Source organism: Pseudomonas sp. Pc102 (genome assembly GCF_018408275.1).
In the GTDB taxonomy this organism is placed as follows: domain Bacteria; phylum Pseudomonadota; class Gammaproteobacteria; order Pseudomonadales; family Pseudomonadaceae; genus Metapseudomonas; species Metapseudomonas tohonis.
Map to the genome: position 1 here is coordinate 193,044 of NZ_AP021905.1, position 13,744 is coordinate 206,787.

At 68.6% G+C, this 13,744-nt stretch carries 15 protein-coding genes; 6 read left to right on the forward strand and 9 right to left on the reverse strand.

The annotated features are described in order from the left end of the window. Nucleotides 1-34: 34 nt before the first annotated feature. Entirely contained in the window at nt 35-2,011 is a 1,977-nt protein-coding gene (locus PHLH3_RS00950) for a methyl-accepting chemotaxis protein (RefSeq protein WP_213627631.1), read from the forward strand. A gap of 73 nt (nt 2,012-2,084) precedes the next feature. Here the strand turns inward: PHLH3_RS00950 and PHLH3_RS00955 are convergent, their stop codons facing one another. The 3 genes from PHLH3_RS00955 to PHLH3_RS00965 form a co-directional block, all read right to left on the reverse strand. Continuing rightward, on the reverse strand, nt 2,085-2,891 hold the full coding sequence (locus tag PHLH3_RS00955) for a TlpA disulfide reductase family protein (RefSeq protein WP_213627633.1): 807 nt from the start codon (nt 2,889-2,891) through the stop codon (nt 2,085-2,087). Nucleotides 2,892-2,981: 90 nt separating this feature from the next. After that, the gene (locus tag PHLH3_RS00960; RefSeq protein ID WP_213627636.1) at nt 2,982-4,478 is read right to left on the reverse strand and encodes a YifB family Mg chelatase-like AAA ATPase; all 1,497 of its coding nucleotides are present in this window, start codon (nt 4,476-4,478) and stop codon (nt 2,982-2,984) included. 34 nt (nt 4,479-4,512) lie between these two features. Next, a complete protein-coding gene (locus PHLH3_RS00965; protein WP_213627638.1) occupies nt 4,513-4,776 on the reverse strand; it encodes an accessory factor UbiK family protein in 264 nt (87 codons plus the stop codon). Nucleotides 4,777-5,185: 409 nt separating this feature from the next. Here PHLH3_RS00965 and glnK point away from each other — a divergent pair, with 409 nt between their 5' ends. The 4 genes from glnK (at nt 5,186) to sutA (ending at nt 7,912) form a co-directional block, all read left to right on the forward strand. Beyond that, nucleotides 5,186-5,524, forward strand: a complete 339-nt coding sequence (gene glnK / locus PHLH3_RS00970) for a P-II family nitrogen regulator (protein WP_003457590.1) — start codon at nt 5,186-5,188, stop codon at nt 5,522-5,524. A 34-nt stretch (nt 5,525-5,558) separates the two neighbouring features. Continuing rightward, a complete protein-coding gene (locus PHLH3_RS00975; protein WP_111261183.1) occupies nt 5,559-6,878 on the forward strand; it encodes an ammonium transporter in 1,320 nt (439 codons plus the stop codon). Between the two features lie 208 nt (nt 6,879-7,086). Beyond that, on the forward strand, nt 7,087-7,560 hold the full coding sequence (locus PHLH3_RS00980) for a secondary thiamine-phosphate synthase enzyme YjbQ (RefSeq protein ID WP_213627640.1): 474 nt from the start codon (nt 7,087-7,089) through the stop codon (nt 7,558-7,560). A 28-nt stretch (nt 7,561-7,588) separates the two neighbouring features. After that, nucleotides 7,589-7,912 (forward strand): transcriptional regulator SutA, encoded by a 324-nt coding sequence (gene sutA, locus PHLH3_RS00985; RefSeq protein WP_111261181.1) that lies wholly within the window; start codon nt 7,589-7,591, stop codon nt 7,910-7,912. A gap of 59 nt (nt 7,913-7,971) precedes the next feature. Here sutA and PHLH3_RS00990 read toward each other — a convergent pair whose 3' ends face one another. The 6 genes from PHLH3_RS00990 to PHLH3_RS01015 are packed head-to-tail and all read right to left on the reverse strand — an operon-like array spanning nt 7,972 to nt 12,544. Continuing rightward, nucleotides 7,972-8,676, reverse strand: a complete 705-nt coding sequence (locus tag PHLH3_RS00990) for an HAD family hydrolase (protein WP_213627642.1) — start codon at nt 8,674-8,676, stop codon at nt 7,972-7,974. Further along, entirely contained in the window at nt 8,673-9,572 is a 900-nt protein-coding gene (xerC, locus tag PHLH3_RS00995) for a tyrosine recombinase XerC (protein ID WP_173176749.1), read from the reverse strand. The genes PHLH3_RS00990 and xerC overlap by 4 nt, the downstream gene beginning before the upstream one ends. Before the next feature lie 35 nt (nt 9,573-9,607). Beyond that, the gene (locus tag PHLH3_RS01000) at nt 9,608-10,309 is read right to left on the reverse strand and encodes a DUF484 family protein (protein ID WP_213627644.1); all 702 of its coding nucleotides are present in this window, start codon (nt 10,307-10,309) and stop codon (nt 9,608-9,610) included. Between the two features lie 13 nt (nt 10,310-10,322). Beyond that, the gene (dapF, locus tag PHLH3_RS01005) at nt 10,323-11,153 is read right to left on the reverse strand and encodes a diaminopimelate epimerase (RefSeq protein ID WP_213627646.1); all 831 of its coding nucleotides are present in this window, start codon (nt 11,151-11,153) and stop codon (nt 10,323-10,325) included. Nucleotides 11,154-11,157: 4 nt separating this feature from the next. Then, the gene (gene lysA, locus PHLH3_RS01010) at nt 11,158-12,405 is read right to left on the reverse strand and encodes a diaminopimelate decarboxylase (RefSeq protein ID WP_213627648.1); all 1,248 of its coding nucleotides are present in this window, start codon (nt 12,403-12,405) and stop codon (nt 11,158-11,160) included. 10 nt (nt 12,406-12,415) lie between these two features. After that, a complete protein-coding gene (locus PHLH3_RS01015) occupies nt 12,416-12,544 on the reverse strand; it encodes a lipoprotein (RefSeq protein WP_173176741.1) in 129 nt (42 codons plus the stop codon). A gap of 151 nt (nt 12,545-12,695) precedes the next feature. Here PHLH3_RS01015 and PHLH3_RS01020 point away from each other — a divergent pair, with 151 nt between their 5' ends. Continuing rightward, nucleotides 12,696-13,739, forward strand: a complete 1,044-nt coding sequence (locus PHLH3_RS01020) for an AraC family transcriptional regulator (RefSeq protein WP_173176739.1) — start codon at nt 12,696-12,698, stop codon at nt 13,737-13,739. Nucleotides 13,740-13,744 lie beyond the last annotated feature (5 nt).

Below are 13,744 nucleotides of genomic sequence, written 5' to 3' on the forward strand. Positions count from 1 at the left end.
CCAGCCTTGCCTGCAAAATACTGGAGAAAACCCCATGAACCCGCCCAGGTCACGAATCGCCTGGCAGCTCGCCGCCGCCCTCGCCCTCATCCTCGTGCTGCTGATCAGCGGCAGCACGCTCTTCGCCCTGCGTTCCCTCGACCAGGCCAACATCGCGACCCGTGAAGAGCACCTGGCCAGCGAAGCGCGCCTGCTCGCCGACCAGCTGAGCACCTTCCACGGCAGCCTGCGCGAGAGCACCCAGCGCCTGGCCAGCCTGTTCGAGCAGCGCTTCGCCAGTGGCGTCACCCTGCATGCCGACGAGCGCGTGCCGGTCGCCGCGCTCAACCCGCCGGCCCTGTACCTCAACGGCCAGGCGCTGAACAACGACTTCACCCTGGTGGACGAATTCCGCCACCTCACCGCCGGTGTCGCCACGGTGTTCGTCCGCGATGGCGAGGACTTCGTGCGCATCACCACCTCGCTGAACAAGCAGGACGGCAACCGCGCCATCGGCACCGTGCTCGACCACGCCCACCCCGCCTACCAGCGCCTGCTGTCCGGGCAGAACTACGTGGGCCGGGCGCTGCTCTTCGATCGCTACTACATGACCCAGTACACGCCGGTGCGCGACAGCGGCGGCCAGGTCATCGCGGTGCTCTTCGTCGGCTTCGACTACACCGACGCGCAGAACGCCCAGTTCGCCAACCTGCAGCGCTTCCGCATCGGCAAGACCGGCTCCCTGGCGCTGATGGACGAAGCCGGCAAGTGGCTGGTGACCCCGGCCGGCGTGCACCGCCCCGAGGCCATCGGCGACACCCTCGCCGCGCTGGCCCGCGAGTCCGGCCATGGCCGTTTCTGGAATGACGGCGCGCAGGACTTCTTCAGCGTCGCCGTGCCGTTCGCCGACGGCCCCTGGCAGGTGGTGGCGAGCATGCCCAAGGCGGAGATCCGCGAGGTCACCTGGAGCGTCGGCGGCCAGCTGGCCTTCGGCAGCCTGCTGGCCATGGCGCTGGCGGTGGCGGCGGTGATCTGGCTGCTGCGCAAGCGCCTGCGCCCGCTGGGCGAGCTGGTGGAACAGGCCCGGGCACTGGGCGCGGGCGACCTCAGCGTGCGCCTGGATGTTTCCAGCCACGACGAGATCGGCGAGCTGGCACGCAGCTTCAACCAGATGGGCGAGGCGCTGTCGACCATGGTGGCGCACATCCGCAGCTCCGCGCAGCAGGTCGGTAGCCGTTCCCAGGTGCTGTCCGGGCTCTCCAGCGGTGCCTATGAAGGCATGGAGCAGCAGTCCGGCGAGATCAGCAGCATGGCCGGTGCGGTAGAGGAATTCAGTGCCACCTCGTTGAACATCGCCGACAACATGCGCGCCACCGAGCGCCTGGCCAGTGACAACGCCCAGCAGACGCGCATCGGCCAGAGCTCGATGGGCGAGGCCTCGGCGGCGCTGGAACAGATATCCACAGCCCTCAACGGCACCGCCGAAGTGATCAACACCCTCGGCCAGCGCTCCCAGGAGATCGGCGGCATCGTCGGCGTGATCACCGCCATCGCCGACCAGACCAACCTCCTGGCGCTCAACGCCGCCATCGAGGCGGCCCGGGCCGGTGAGCAGGGCCGTGGTTTCGCCGTGGTGGCGGACGAGGTGCGCAACCTGGCTGCCCGCACCCGCGAGGCGACCACCGAGATCTCCAGCATGATCGGCAGCATCCAGGACGAGACGGCCAGCGCCATCAGCACCATGGAGCACGGCAAGGCGCTGATGCAGGACGGCCTCGCGCGCAACGCCAAGGTCGCCGCTGCCCTGGCGCAGATCGCCCAGCAAAGCAGCGCCGCCGGCGAGCAGTTCGCCGCCATCACCACCGCCACCCAGGAGCAGAGCAGCACCGCGACCCTGCTCAGCAGCAACCTGCAGAGCATCGCCCTGGCCAACAGCGAGCAGCGCGAGGTGGTCGCCAACCTGGCGCAGACCGCCCAGGAGCTGGATCGCCTGGCCGAGGAGCTGCGCCAGGAAGTGGGGCGCTTCCGCTAGGCCCCGGTTTCACCGCAATGAGAAAAGGCGCCCCTCGGGGCGCCTTTTTCATGGGGGCCGGTCGTGCCGGCGCTCATTTTCCGGCCAGGTCCTCGAGCGCCCGGCTCAGGCTGGCGCTGGACAGCTCGCCCATGTGGCTCTTGAGCAGGCGCCCCTTGCGGTCATAGAACAGCGTGGTCGGCAGGCCGTAGGAGCCGGTCAGGGCGCCGAAGCGGTTGCTGCCGTCGATCAGTACGTCCTGCACGTCCAGGCCCTGCTCCCGCAGGAAGCGTTGCACCTGCTCGCGGTTCTCGCCCTGGTTGACCAGCACGAAGCGCAGGTCGGGCCGGGCCTTCTGCGCCGCCTGCAGGGCCGGCATCTCGCGGCGGCAGGGCGGGCACCAGGTGGCCCAGAGGTTGACCACCAGCGGGCGGCCATCCCGTTCGCGCAGGTCGACGGGCTTGCCCGCCAGGTCGGTCAGCGCCACCTCCGGCAGTTGCCGGCCACGCTCGAGTGCCGCGATCACCGCGCTGCCGCCGCCCCAGAGCAGGGCGCCCACCAGCAGCGCGATGCCCAGCGGGCGCCGCACGGCCGGCTGGCGGCGGGCATGCAGGAACCCCACCAGCGCTGCCATCGCCAGCCCGGGAAGCAACAGGAAGCCGCCATCGCGGATGTCCAGCATGCGCCAGGGTTCGGTGCGGTACTCGGCGAAGTAGAGGGCGACGAAGGCGAGTCGCGCCGCCAGCACGCCGGCCAAGAGCATGGCGAACAGCACGGGCTCGGGATTGCCTCCGCGTCGGCGGCCCTGCCACCAGCCGCAGGCGAGCGCGGCGAAGAAGCCCAGGTAGAACAGGGCTTGTGCGGAGGAAATGGCCAGGGGGCCGAGTTGCAGGCTGTTCATCGCACGGGACCGGGGCTGGGCGGGTGGGGCCGCAGTATGCCATCGGCTCCGGCGGGCGCCTGGGTGCAAGTGTTTCCCTGCTTTGCCGGCTCAGGGCTCCGAGGAGGGACGGTACTGCAGTGCCTCGGCGAGGTGGTGGCGGGCGACGGCCTCGGTGTCTTCCAGGTCGGCGAGCGTGCGGGCGACCTTGATGATGCGGTGTGCGGCCCGCAGCGACAGGCCGAGGCGCTCGCAGGCACCCTCCAGCCAGCGGCGGTCCTCCTCGGGCAGCGGGCAATGGCGACGCAGGCCCTGGAGATCGAGGAAGGCGTTGGCGCAGCCCTGGCGATCGAGCTGGCGCTGGCGGGCGCGGGCCACCTCGGCGGCGGCGCTGGCGCTGTCCTGGCCACCGGGAAGCGGGTCGTCCAGCGACGTGGCTTCGCGGGCGACGGTCAGGTGCAGGTCGATACGATCGAGCAGCGGGCCGGAGAGCTTGGCGCGGTAGCGCTGGATCTGTTCGGGCGTGCAGCGGCAGCGGTTGGCGCTGTCGCCCAGGTAGCCGCAGGGACAGGGGTTCATCGCGGCGACCAGCTGGAAGCGTGCGGGGAAGCGCACACGGTCGTTGGCGCGGGCGATGACGATCTCGCCGCTTTCCAGGGGCTCCCTGAGCACTTCGAGCACCTTGCGATCGAACTCGGGCAACTCGTCGAGGAACAGCACGCCCTGATGCGCGAGGGTGATCTCGCCGGGCCTTGGCTTGCTGCCTCCGCCCACCAGGGCGGGGCCGGAGGCGCTGTGGTGCGGTTGGCGGAACGGGCGCAGGGGCCAGGCATCCAGCGGGGCATGGCTGGCCACCGAGTGGATGGCGGCGACTTCCAGCGCCTCCTGCTCCTGCAAGGGGGGTAGCAGGCCCGGGAGGCGGCTGGCGAGCAGCGTCTTGCCGGTGCCCGGCGGCCCGGAGAGCAGGAGGTTGTGAGCCCCCGCCGCCGCCACCAGCAGGGCGCGCTTGGCCGCCACCTGGCCTTGCACCTCGATCAGGTCGGGGTAGGAGGCCGCCTGGTCGGGCAGGCCGGCGGAAACGAAGGGTTCGAGGGGCGCCTGCCCGTTCAGGTGCGCGGCCAGCTCCAGCAGGTGGCCGATGGCGATCACCCGAAGGCCACTGGCGAGGCTGGCTTCCTCGGCGTTCTCCCGTGGCACCACCAGGGTGCGTCCGGCGGTGCGGGCGGCGAGCGCGGCCGGCAGCACGCCCTGGACCGGGCGCACGGCGCCGGAGAGGGCCAGCTCGCCCAGGCACTCGAGCATCTCCAGGCTGGAGGCCGGCACCTGGCCGCTGGCGGCGAGGATGCCGAGCGCGACGGCGAGGTCGAAGCGACCTCCGTCCTTGGGCAGGTCGGCGGGAGCGAGGTTGAGGGTGATGCGGCGCAGCGGGAATTCGAAGCCGCTGGTGAGGATGGCGCTGCGGACGCGGTCCTTGCTCTCCTTCACCGCCGTCTCCGGCAGGCCGACCAGGGCCAGCGAGGGCAGGCCGTTGGTCAGGTGCGCCTCGACCGTGACGGCCGGCGCTTCCACGCCCACCTGGGCGCGGCTGTGGACGAGGGCCAGGGACATGATCACTCCTTGATCGCTGTCACCGGCCGCCGGGTCATTCGGTCGGCGGCGGTGTCGGCGTGGCTTCGAGCTCGGCGACCTTGGCTTCCAGGGCCTCGAGGCGGGCGCGGGTACGGGCGAGGACGGCCATCTGGCTGTCGAATTCCTCGCGGCTGACCAGGTCGAGCTTGCTGAAGGCGCTCTGCAGCAGGGCTTTGAACTGGGTTTCGAATTCGGCGCGCGGCAGCGGGGTATCACCGTTGAACAGGCGGGAGGCGTGGGCACCGAGGGCGTCTAGCAGGGCTTTGGGCGGCAGCATGATGGACTTCCATGGACAGGCGGTGCGCAGTCTACCACGGGCGGTGGCAGGCCGATCCGGATGGACGGCGCACGATTTTTGAGCAACGGCCGATCATCCGCTGCGCCAAGTTGGTGCGTGTCGCCGGTGCCGCAACGGGCACCGAGGGGGCATACGGCCAGTATCTGCTTGAAAAGAAGCGCTTTTGACGGAGCTGGCAAGCTTTCTGCTTTAGGGCTCATGACGCATGCACCGATGCAGTACCGGTGTGTCGGGCGAGGCGGGGGAGTGTTTCGCCGGAAGCGGTTGGTTTGCGTTCGAAGTGGCCGAGCCAGGGCGGTTCGACGCGTTACAAAGCCAGACACTGCGCTTAGACTTGAGCCGGGTTCGTTTTTCCTGGGGCAAGTCCACCAATACGGGAGAGAGTTTCATGAAGCTAGTCACTGCCATCATCAAGCCGTTCAAACTCGATGACGTGCGCGAGTCGCTGTCCGAGATCGGCGTGCAGGGCATCACCGTTACCGAGGTCAAGGGCTTCGGTCGCCAGAAGGGTCACACCGAACTGTACCGTGGCGCGGAATACGTGGTCGATTTCCTGCCCAAGGTGAAGATCGATGTCGCCATCGCCGACGATCAGCTGGATCGCGTGATCGAGGCCATCACCAAGGCAGCCAACACCGGCAAGATCGGTGACGGCAAGATCTTCGTCGTCAATCTGGAACAGGCCATCCGTATCCGTACCGGCGAAACCGGCACAGACGCGATCTAAGCCTCCGAACCCCAACGCCCCAGGAGAAAACAACATGACTCTGCGTAAAGCCGCAGGGCTAGGAGCCCTTTTGTCCCTCGTCACCCCCGGCCTGGCCATGGCCGCCGACGAGGTCGTGCTGAACAGTGGTGATACCGCGTGGATGCTGACCGCGACCGCGCTGGTGCTGTTCATGACCATCCCCGGCCTGGCGCTGTTCTACGGCGGCATGGTGCGTTCCAAGAACATCCTCTCGGTGATGATGCAGTGCTTCGCCATCACCGGCCTGATCAGCATCCTCTGGGTCATCTACGGCTACAGCCTGGCCTTCGACACCACCGGGATGGAACAGGGCGTCGTCAACTTCAACTCCTTCGTCGGTGGCTTCGGCAAGGCCTTCCTGTCCGGCCTGACCGTCGACAGCCTGACCTCCGCCTTCCCTGAAAGCGTGTTCATCACCTTCCAGATGACCTTCGCCATCATCACCCCGGCCCTGATCGTCGGTGCCTTCGCCGAGCGCATGAAGTTCTCCGCGATGCTGATCTTCATGGCCATCTGGTTCACCCTGGTCTACGCGCCGATCGCCCACATGGTGTGGAGCGGCAACGGTGGCCTGATGTGGGACTGGGGCGTACTGGACTTCGCGGGCGGCACCGTGGTGCACATCAACGCCGGTGTCGCCGGCCTGGTGGCCTGCCTGGTTCTGGGCAAGCGCAAGGGCTACCCGACCACCCCGATGGCCCCGCACAACCTGGGCTACACCCTGGTCGGCGCCGCCATGCTGTGGATCGGCTGGTTCGGCTTCAACGCCGGCTCCGCGGTCGCCGCCAACGGCACCGCCGGCATGGCCATGCTGGTGACCCAGATCGCCACCGCCGCCGCCGCCCTGGGCTGGATGTTCGCCGAGTGGCTGACCCACGGTAAGCCGAGCGCCCTGGGCATCGCTTCCGGCGTGGTCGCAGGCCTGGTCGCCATCACCCCGGCCGCCGGCACCGTCGGCCCGATGGGTGCCCTGATCATCGGCCTGGCCGCTGGCGTCCTGTGCTTCTTCAGCGCCACCAGCCTCAAGCGCAAGCTGGGCTACGACGACTCCCTGGACGCCTTCGGCGTGCACGGCATCGGCGGCATCATCGGCGCGCTGCTGACCGGTGTGTTCGCGGCCCCGGCCCTGGGTGGCTTCGGCACCGTCGAAGACATCGCCAGCCAGGTGTTCATCCAGTTCAAGGGTGTCGCCTTCACCGTGATCTACACCGCTGTCGTGACCTTCGTGATCCTCAAGGTCCTGGACCTGGTGATCGGCCTGCGTGTAAGCGAAGAGGAAGAGACCGTGGGCCTCGACCTGGCGCAGCACAACGAGCGCGGCTACAACCTGTAAGCGACGGGGCCCGGCCTCAGTGCCGGGCCGTTCCACGGTGGCCCGGTGCCGCCGGACCTGGGGCCCTGGCTCGCTCGAGGTTGCCGTCGCCACGCGGCGTCGGCAGAGATTGCAACACGAGCCACGAAGGGCGCCCGCAAGGCGCCCTTTGCTTTTTCTGGAGCCGCGCTAGAATGCGCGCCGGACGACTTCGCAGCGGGAGACGCGCATGTGGCAGCAGACACTGATCACCCTTGGCGCGCGACCGCGGGGCTTTCATCTGGTGACCGATGAACTGCTGGCGAACTTGCCGGAACTGCGACGCTGTCGTGTCGGTCTGTTGCACCTGTGGCTGCAGCACACATCGGCATCACTGACCGTCAATGAGAATGCCGACCCCTCCGTGAGGCGCGATTTCGAGCGATTCTTCAATCGCCTCGTGCCCCAGGGGGAAGGTGGCTACGAACATGACTACGAAGGCCCGGATGACCTGCCGGCGCATTTCAAGTCGAGCCTGCTGGGCTGCCAGCTGACGCTGCCGATACAGGAAGGGCGGCTCGCGCTGGGGACCTGGCAGGGCATCTACCTGGGGGAACATCGCGATCATGGCGGTGCACGCCGGGTAGTCGCCACGCTCAATGGCGAGGCGATCAGATTTTTTTCCAGTGGCGTTAGCGCGCTGGCGCGGCTGGGCTATAACTAACCTGCTTTGGCAAGACAAGAGGTAGAACATGAGCGACGAAGATCTGGAACAAGACGAGCTCGAGGCATCCGACGAGGATGAGGGCGAGGAGCTCGCCGCAGCCGAAGACAGCGACGACGGCGACAGCGAAAGCGACAGTGAATCCCCCGCGCCTGCCGGCAAGAGCAAGAAGGCGGCGGTAGAGGTCGAGGAACTGCCGAGCATCGAAGCCAAGCAGAAGGAGCGCGATGCGCTCGCACGGGCCATGGAGGAATTCCTGGCGCGTGGCGGCAAGGTGCAGGAGGTCGAGCCCAACGTGGTCGCCGACCCGCCGAAGAAGCCCGACAGCAAGTACGGCAGCCGTCCCATCTGAGGTTCGTCGCCCCATGAAGAAGCCCGCTTTCAGCGGGCTTTTTCATGGGCGCCGGTTACTCAGCCCGGGGTGTTCCAGCGGCCCAGCAGGGCTGGCAGTTCCGCCAGGCTGCGAATCTCCGCGTCAGGATCGGTCTCGCCCTCCCAGGGCTTGCCCTGCGGGTTGAACCAGATGGCGCGCATCCCGGCGTTGCGTGCGCCGTGGATGTCGTCGCTGGGGTGGTCGCCGATGTGGACCGCCCGCTCGGCCGCGACCCCGGCGCGCTTCAGGGCTTGCTCGAAGGGGTGCGGGTCGGGCTTGCCGACGCCCAGCTCCTCGGCGCACAGGGCGAACTGGAAGTAGTCGGCCAGCCCCAGGCGGCGCACATCGGCGTTGCCGTTGGTGATCACCGCCAGGCGATAACGGTTGGCGAGAATCTCCAGGGTCGGGTGCACCTCGGGGAACAGGTCGATGCGGTGGCGTGCCTCGAGGAAGACCTCGAAGCCGCGGCTGGCCAGGGTGCCCGCCTCGTCACGGGGATAACCGGCCTCTTCCAGTGCATGGAAGAGGATGCGCCGGCGCAGCTCGCTGAGGCGGTGCTTGAGCCCGGGCTCGTCCGCCAGCAGCCGCGCGCGGATCGCCCACAGGTGCTCGATGGGCACTGGGCCTAGCTTCGGTGCCTGCAGCGCCAGCCACTCGCGCAGCGCCGCCTCGGCGCCGTGCATCACGGTGGCGACATCCCAGAGGGTGTCGTCGAGGTCGAAGGTGATCAGCTGGATGCTCATTCGTCGCTCGCCTTGTTCCGCTTGGCCCGGGGATGGGCCTTGTCATAGACCGCCGCGAGGTGCTGGAAGTCCAGGTGGGTGTAGATCTGCGTGGTGGAGATGTCCGCGTGGCCGAGCAATTCCTGCACGGCGCGCAGGTCCTGGGACGACTCCAGCATGTGGCTGGCGAAGGAGTGGCGCAGCATGTGCGGATGCAGGTGCTGGCCCAGCTCGCGCACCCCGGCGGCGCGCACGCGCAACTGGATGGCGCGCGGCCCCAGGCGGCGCCCGGTGCGGCCGATGAACACGGCGCCGTCCTGCGGGTTGGCCAGGGCGCGCAGTGGCAGCCATTGTTCCAGCGCCTGCCGGGCCATGCGTCCGACCGGCAGCTCGCGCACCTTGTTGCCCTTGCCGTGCACGCGCACGCTGCCGTCGGCCAGGTCGAGGCCGTCGAGGTTCAGGCCCACCAGCTCGGACAGGCGCAGGCCGGAGGAATAGAACAGCTCGAGGATCGCCTGGTCGCGGCGGGCGATGAAGTCGTCTTCGACCGCGCCGTCCAGCAGCTGCTGGGCGCGATCGGCGTCGAGGGTCTTGGGCAGGCGGCGCTCGCCCTTGGGCGCGCTGAGCCCGCTGGCCGGGTCGTGGCGGCAGACGCCTTCGCGTACCAGGTAGCGGTAGAGCCCCCGTACCGCGGAGAGCAGGCGTGCCAGGCTGCGGCTCGACTGCCCCTGCTGGTGCAGCCGGGCGACCATGCTGCGCAGGGTGCGCGGGTCGAGCGCGGACCAGTCGGCGACGGCGAAGGCCTCGCACAGGGCGACGACCTTGCCCAGGTCGCGACGGTAGCCGTCGAGGGTATGGGGGGAAACCTGGCGCTCGCTGCGCAGGTGCTCGATGTAGCGGTCCAGATCGGCGTTCATCCGTCTACTCCTGCCGCTGTGCCGTCGCCCGCCGCCTACCTCACCGAACGCAGCGGGGAGGCGAAGAGGGGTAGAACACGGGCCAGGACCTCGGCGATGTAGCCGAGGAACAGGGTGCCCAGCGAGCTCTTGTAGTGCTGCGGATCATGGCTGCCGATGGCCAGGATGCCGTGCTGGCCCTGGTGGTTGAGGGAGACCACGGCGGCGGAGCCGACCTTGGCGCCCTCTTCCTTGCCGAAGAGGAATTCCAGCTCATGGGCACGCAGCACGCCGCAGATGGTCTTGCCGGCGACCAGCAGGCCGCCGACGGCCTGTTGCGCTTCCACGCTGGTGACGCTGCGGCCTACCGGCAGGGTGCTGTCGCTGAACAGGATGAGGCTGACGAAGGGCACCTGGAACTCGTGGCGCAGGCTGTCTTCCACTGCGCTGACCACCTCTTCCAGGGTGCCGGCGTCGAGCAGGTCGAGCACCAGGCGGCGGGTCTTGTCGAACAGCCGGTCATTGTCCCGGGCGACGTCCATCAGCTGCGAGAGCCGATGGCGCATCTCGATGTTGCGCTCGCGCAGCAGCTTGACCTGGCGCTCCACCAGGGAGACGGCCTCGCCCGGCTGGTGCGGGATGCGCAGTTCGGGGATCAGCTCCTCGTGGTCGACGAAGAACTCCGGGTGGTGCCGCAGGTAGGCGGCGACCGTCTCGGCCTCGAGGTGCTGAGGCGGTTCCTGGTGCTTGTCACTCATGCTCGCTGCTCGCTCATAGGCGGACCTGCCCTTCGTACACGCGTACGGCGGGTCCGGTCATCATCACGGACTGGTCGGGGCCGGCCCATTCGATGGACAGCTTGCCACCCGGCAGCTCCAGTTGCACGGGCGAGTCCATCCAGCCCTGGCGGATGGCGGCGACCGCGGCGGCGCAGGCGCCGGTGCCACAGGCCTGGGTTTCCCCCGCACCACGCTCCCACACGCGCAGGCGCGCCTGGTGGCGGTCGATGACCTGGAGGAAGCCGACGTTGACCCGTTGCGGGAAGCGCGGGTGGTGCTCGATCTTCGGGCCCAGCTCGTGGACCGGGGCGCTGCCGGTGTCGTCGACCCGCAGCACCGCATGGGGATTGCCCATGGACAGGGCGGCCAGCTCGACCTGGCGACCGTCGACCTCGACGGCGTAGCTCAGCGTCTCGGCGTCGGCGACGAAGGGGATCTGCTGGGGCGCCAGGCGGGGCGGGCCCATGTCGACGCGGACCTGGCCATCGGCGCGCACGTCCAGCTCGATGATCCCGCTCTTGGTCTCGACGCGGATCTGCTTCTTCACCGTCAGGCGCTTGTCCAGCACGAAGCGGGCGAAGCAGCGGGCGCCGTTGCCGCACTGTTCGACCTCCGAGCCATCGGCGTTGAAGATGCGGTAGCGGAAGTCGACGTCCGGGTTGGTCGGCGCCTCGACGATCAGCAGCTGGTCGAAACCGATGCCGGTGTGGCGATCGCCCCATTGCTTGGCGTGCTTGGGCTGGATGTGCGCGTGCTGGCTGACCAGGTCGAGGACCATGAAGTCATTGCCCAGGCCGTGCATCTTGGTGAAACGCAGCAGCATGGGTTCACTCCGGTAGCAGGCTTTCGCCGGCGTAGAGTTCCTCGACGGTCTCGCGACGGCGGACCTCGTATGCCCGCTCGCCGTCCACCAGCACCTCGGCGGCGCGGCCGCGGGTGTTGTAGTTGGAGCTCATGACGAAGCCATAGGCACCGGCGGAGCGCACGGCCAGCAGGTCGCCTTCGGCCAGCGCCAGTTCGCGGTCCTTGGCGAGGAAGTCGCCGGTCTCGCAGATGGGGCCGACCAGGTCGTAGCGGCGCTTCTCGCCATCGCGAGGCTCGACCGGCACCACGTCCATCCAGGCCTGGTACAGGGCCGGGCGGATCAGGTCGTTCATGGCCGCGTCGATGATCGCGAAGTCCTTGTGCTCGGTGTGCTTGAGGTATTCCACCTGGGTCAGCAGCACGCCGCCGTTGGCGACGATGTAGCGGCCCGGTTCGAAGACCAGGGTCAGCTCGCGCCCGGCGATGCGCTCGCGCACGGCCTTGATGTAGTCGCCGGCGACCGGCGGCTGCTCGTCCTTGTAGCGCACGCCCAGGCCGCCGCCGAGGTCCAGGTGGCGGATGTGCACGCCCTGGGTGGCGAGGCGGTCGATCAGCGCCAGCAGGCGGTCGAGGGCATCGAGGAAGGGCGGCAGCGTGGTCAGCTGGGAGCCGATGTGGCAGTCGACACCGATCACGTCCAGGTTCGGCAGCGAGGCGGCGCGCAGGTAAACGGCCTCGGCCTGCTCGATGGCGATGCCGAACTTGTTCTCTTTCAGGCCGGTGGAGATGTAGGGGTGGGTGCCGGCGTCCACATCGGGGTTCACCCGCAGGGAGACCGGGGCCTGCATGTCCATCTCGGCAGCGACGACCTGCAGGCGCTCGAGTTCCTCGGTGGACTCGACGTTGAAGCAGTGCACGCCCACTTCCAGGGCGCGGCGCATGTCGTCACGGCTCTTGCCGACGCCGGAGAAGACGATGCGGTCGGCGCGGCCACCGGCGGCGAGCACGCGTTCCAGTTCGCCGCTGGAGACGATGTCGAAGCCCGAGCCCAGGCGCGCCAGGAGGTTCAGCACGCCGAGGTTGGAGTTGGCCTTGACCGCATAGCAGACCAGATGCGGGACGCCTGACAGGGCATCGGCATAGGAGCGGTACTGCGCCTCGATATGGGCGCGGGAGTAGACGTAGGTGGGCGTGCCGAAGCGCGAGGCGATGGCGGACAACGCCACGCCCTCCGCGAACAGCTCACCGTCGCGGTAAGTGAAGGCGTCCATCAGCGCCCCCTCAGTGCGAATGTTCGGCGGAAGACGGCTTGGATTCGTCCGGCAGATACAGCGGGCCCTTCTGGCCGCAACCGGCGAGCAGGCAGGCAACGGCGACGAGCGCGACGAAAGGGGTGAGCAGTCGCTTCATGGCGAAATCCTTGAAGAAAGCGTGAATTGCCCGGGAGTATACCGACCGCCCGGCGCCTTGCCTATGCGCCGGAAAACCCGCCGGACGTGGCTTGCGGCTAGCCAATAGGCCCTCCACGGGCCTAGGATTGGCGCCCAAAAACGGAGGCCGAATGGACCTATCCACCCCGCTGGCCAGCTCGGTTTCGGTGGCCTACCTGCAAGGCCTGGTCGATCACCTGGCGCGCCAGGGCATCGAGCCTGCCGAGCTGCTGGCGCACGTCCAGCTGACCCCGGCCATCCTCGGCCAGCGCGACCAGCGCATTGCCGCCAGCGCCTACCTCGAGCTGCTCGCCCAGGGCATCCGCCTGACCGGCGACACGCGCCTCGGCCTGCACCTGGGCGAAGCGGTGCGGCCCGGCTACTACGGTGTGCTCGGTTACCTGCTGATGAGCTGCGCGACCCTGGCCGATGCCCTGCACCGCCAGGCGCGCTATGCGGCGCTGGTGGGCAACCTGGGGCGGGTCGACCTGGCCGACGAGCCGGAGCGCCCGGGCCATGAGCCGCTGGTGGTGCATAGCTGGGAACCCTTGCTGCCGCAGCAGCGCGAGCAGGTGGCGGAGGAGTCCCTCGCCGGCTGGGTGACTTTCGGGCGCTGGATCAGCGGCCTGGACATCCCGCCCACCGAGGTGCGTTTCCAGCATGCCGCGCCGGCCGATCTCACCGAGTACCAGCGGATCTTCCGCTGCCCGGTGCTGTTCGGCCAGGCGGACAACGCGCTGGTCTTCCCCCGTCGCCTGCTGGCCACTCCCCTCGGCCAGGCCGATGCCCAGGTGCGGCAGATGCTCGATGCCTACGCCGATCGCCTGCTTGGCGAGATCAACCGGGGCAACAGCGTGCTCGACCGGGCCCGGGTCATCCTCGCCGGCCAGCTGTCGGAGCAGGGCCCCGACCTGGAGCGCCTGGCCGAGGCATTGGCGCTGAGTCCGCGTACACTGCAGCGTCGCCTGCGCGAGGCCGGCCTGTCGTTCAGCCAGCTGGTGGACGAGACGCGCCAGCAGCTGGTGCTGCATTATCTGCGCGATCCGGCGCTGGAACTCGCCGATATCGCCTTCTTCGTCGGTTTCAGCGAGCCCGGTTCGCTGGCCCGAGCCTTCCGTCGCTGGACCGGGCAGAGCCCCGGCGAGTACCGGCGCCATTTGTCACCCTTTCCCTGAGGAGC

Excerpts from the sequence above, each read along its gene's own strand:
- PHLH3_RS00950 (WP_213627631.1), top strand. The coding sequence starts at position 35 with ATGAACCCGCCCAGGTCACGAATCGCCTGGCAGCTCGCCGCCGCCCTC.
- PHLH3_RS00955 (WP_213627633.1), bottom strand. The coding sequence starts at position 2,891 with ATGAACAGCCTGCAACTCGGCCCCCTGGCCATTTCCTCCGCACAAGCC.
- PHLH3_RS00960 (WP_213627636.1), bottom strand. The coding sequence starts at position 4,478 with ATGTCCCTGGCCCTCGTCCACAGCCGCGCCCAGGTGGGCGTGGAAGCG.
- PHLH3_RS00965 (WP_213627638.1), bottom strand. The coding sequence starts at position 4,776 with ATGCTGCCGCCCAAAGCCCTGCTAGACGCCCTCGGTGCCCACGCCTCC.
- glnK (WP_003457590.1), top strand. The coding sequence starts at position 5,186 with ATGAAGCTAGTCACTGCCATCATCAAGCCGTTCAAACTCGATGACGTG.
- PHLH3_RS00975 (WP_111261183.1), top strand. The coding sequence starts at position 5,559 with ATGACTCTGCGTAAAGCCGCAGGGCTAGGAGCCCTTTTGTCCCTCGTC.
- PHLH3_RS00980 (WP_213627640.1), top strand. The coding sequence starts at position 7,087 with ATGTGGCAGCAGACACTGATCACCCTTGGCGCGCGACCGCGGGGCTTT.
- sutA (WP_111261181.1), top strand. The coding sequence starts at position 7,589 with ATGAGCGACGAAGATCTGGAACAAGACGAGCTCGAGGCATCCGACGAG.
- PHLH3_RS00990 (WP_213627642.1), bottom strand. The coding sequence starts at position 8,676 with ATGAGCATCCAGCTGATCACCTTCGACCTCGACGACACCCTCTGGGAT.
- xerC (WP_173176749.1), bottom strand. The coding sequence starts at position 9,572 with ATGAACGCCGATCTGGACCGCTACATCGAGCACCTGCGCAGCGAGCGC.
- PHLH3_RS01000 (WP_213627644.1), bottom strand. The coding sequence starts at position 10,309 with ATGAGTGACAAGCACCAGGAACCGCCTCAGCACCTCGAGGCCGAGACG.
- dapF (WP_213627646.1), bottom strand. The coding sequence starts at position 11,153 with ATGCTGCTGCGTTTCACCAAGATGCACGGCCTGGGCAATGACTTCATG.
- lysA (WP_213627648.1), bottom strand. The coding sequence starts at position 12,405 with ATGGACGCCTTCACTTACCGCGACGGTGAGCTGTTCGCGGAGGGCGTG.
- PHLH3_RS01015 (WP_173176741.1), bottom strand. The coding sequence starts at position 12,544 with ATGAAGCGACTGCTCACCCCTTTCGTCGCGCTCGTCGCCGTTGCCTGC.
- PHLH3_RS01020 (WP_173176739.1), top strand. The coding sequence starts at position 12,696 with ATGGACCTATCCACCCCGCTGGCCAGCTCGGTTTCGGTGGCCTACCTG.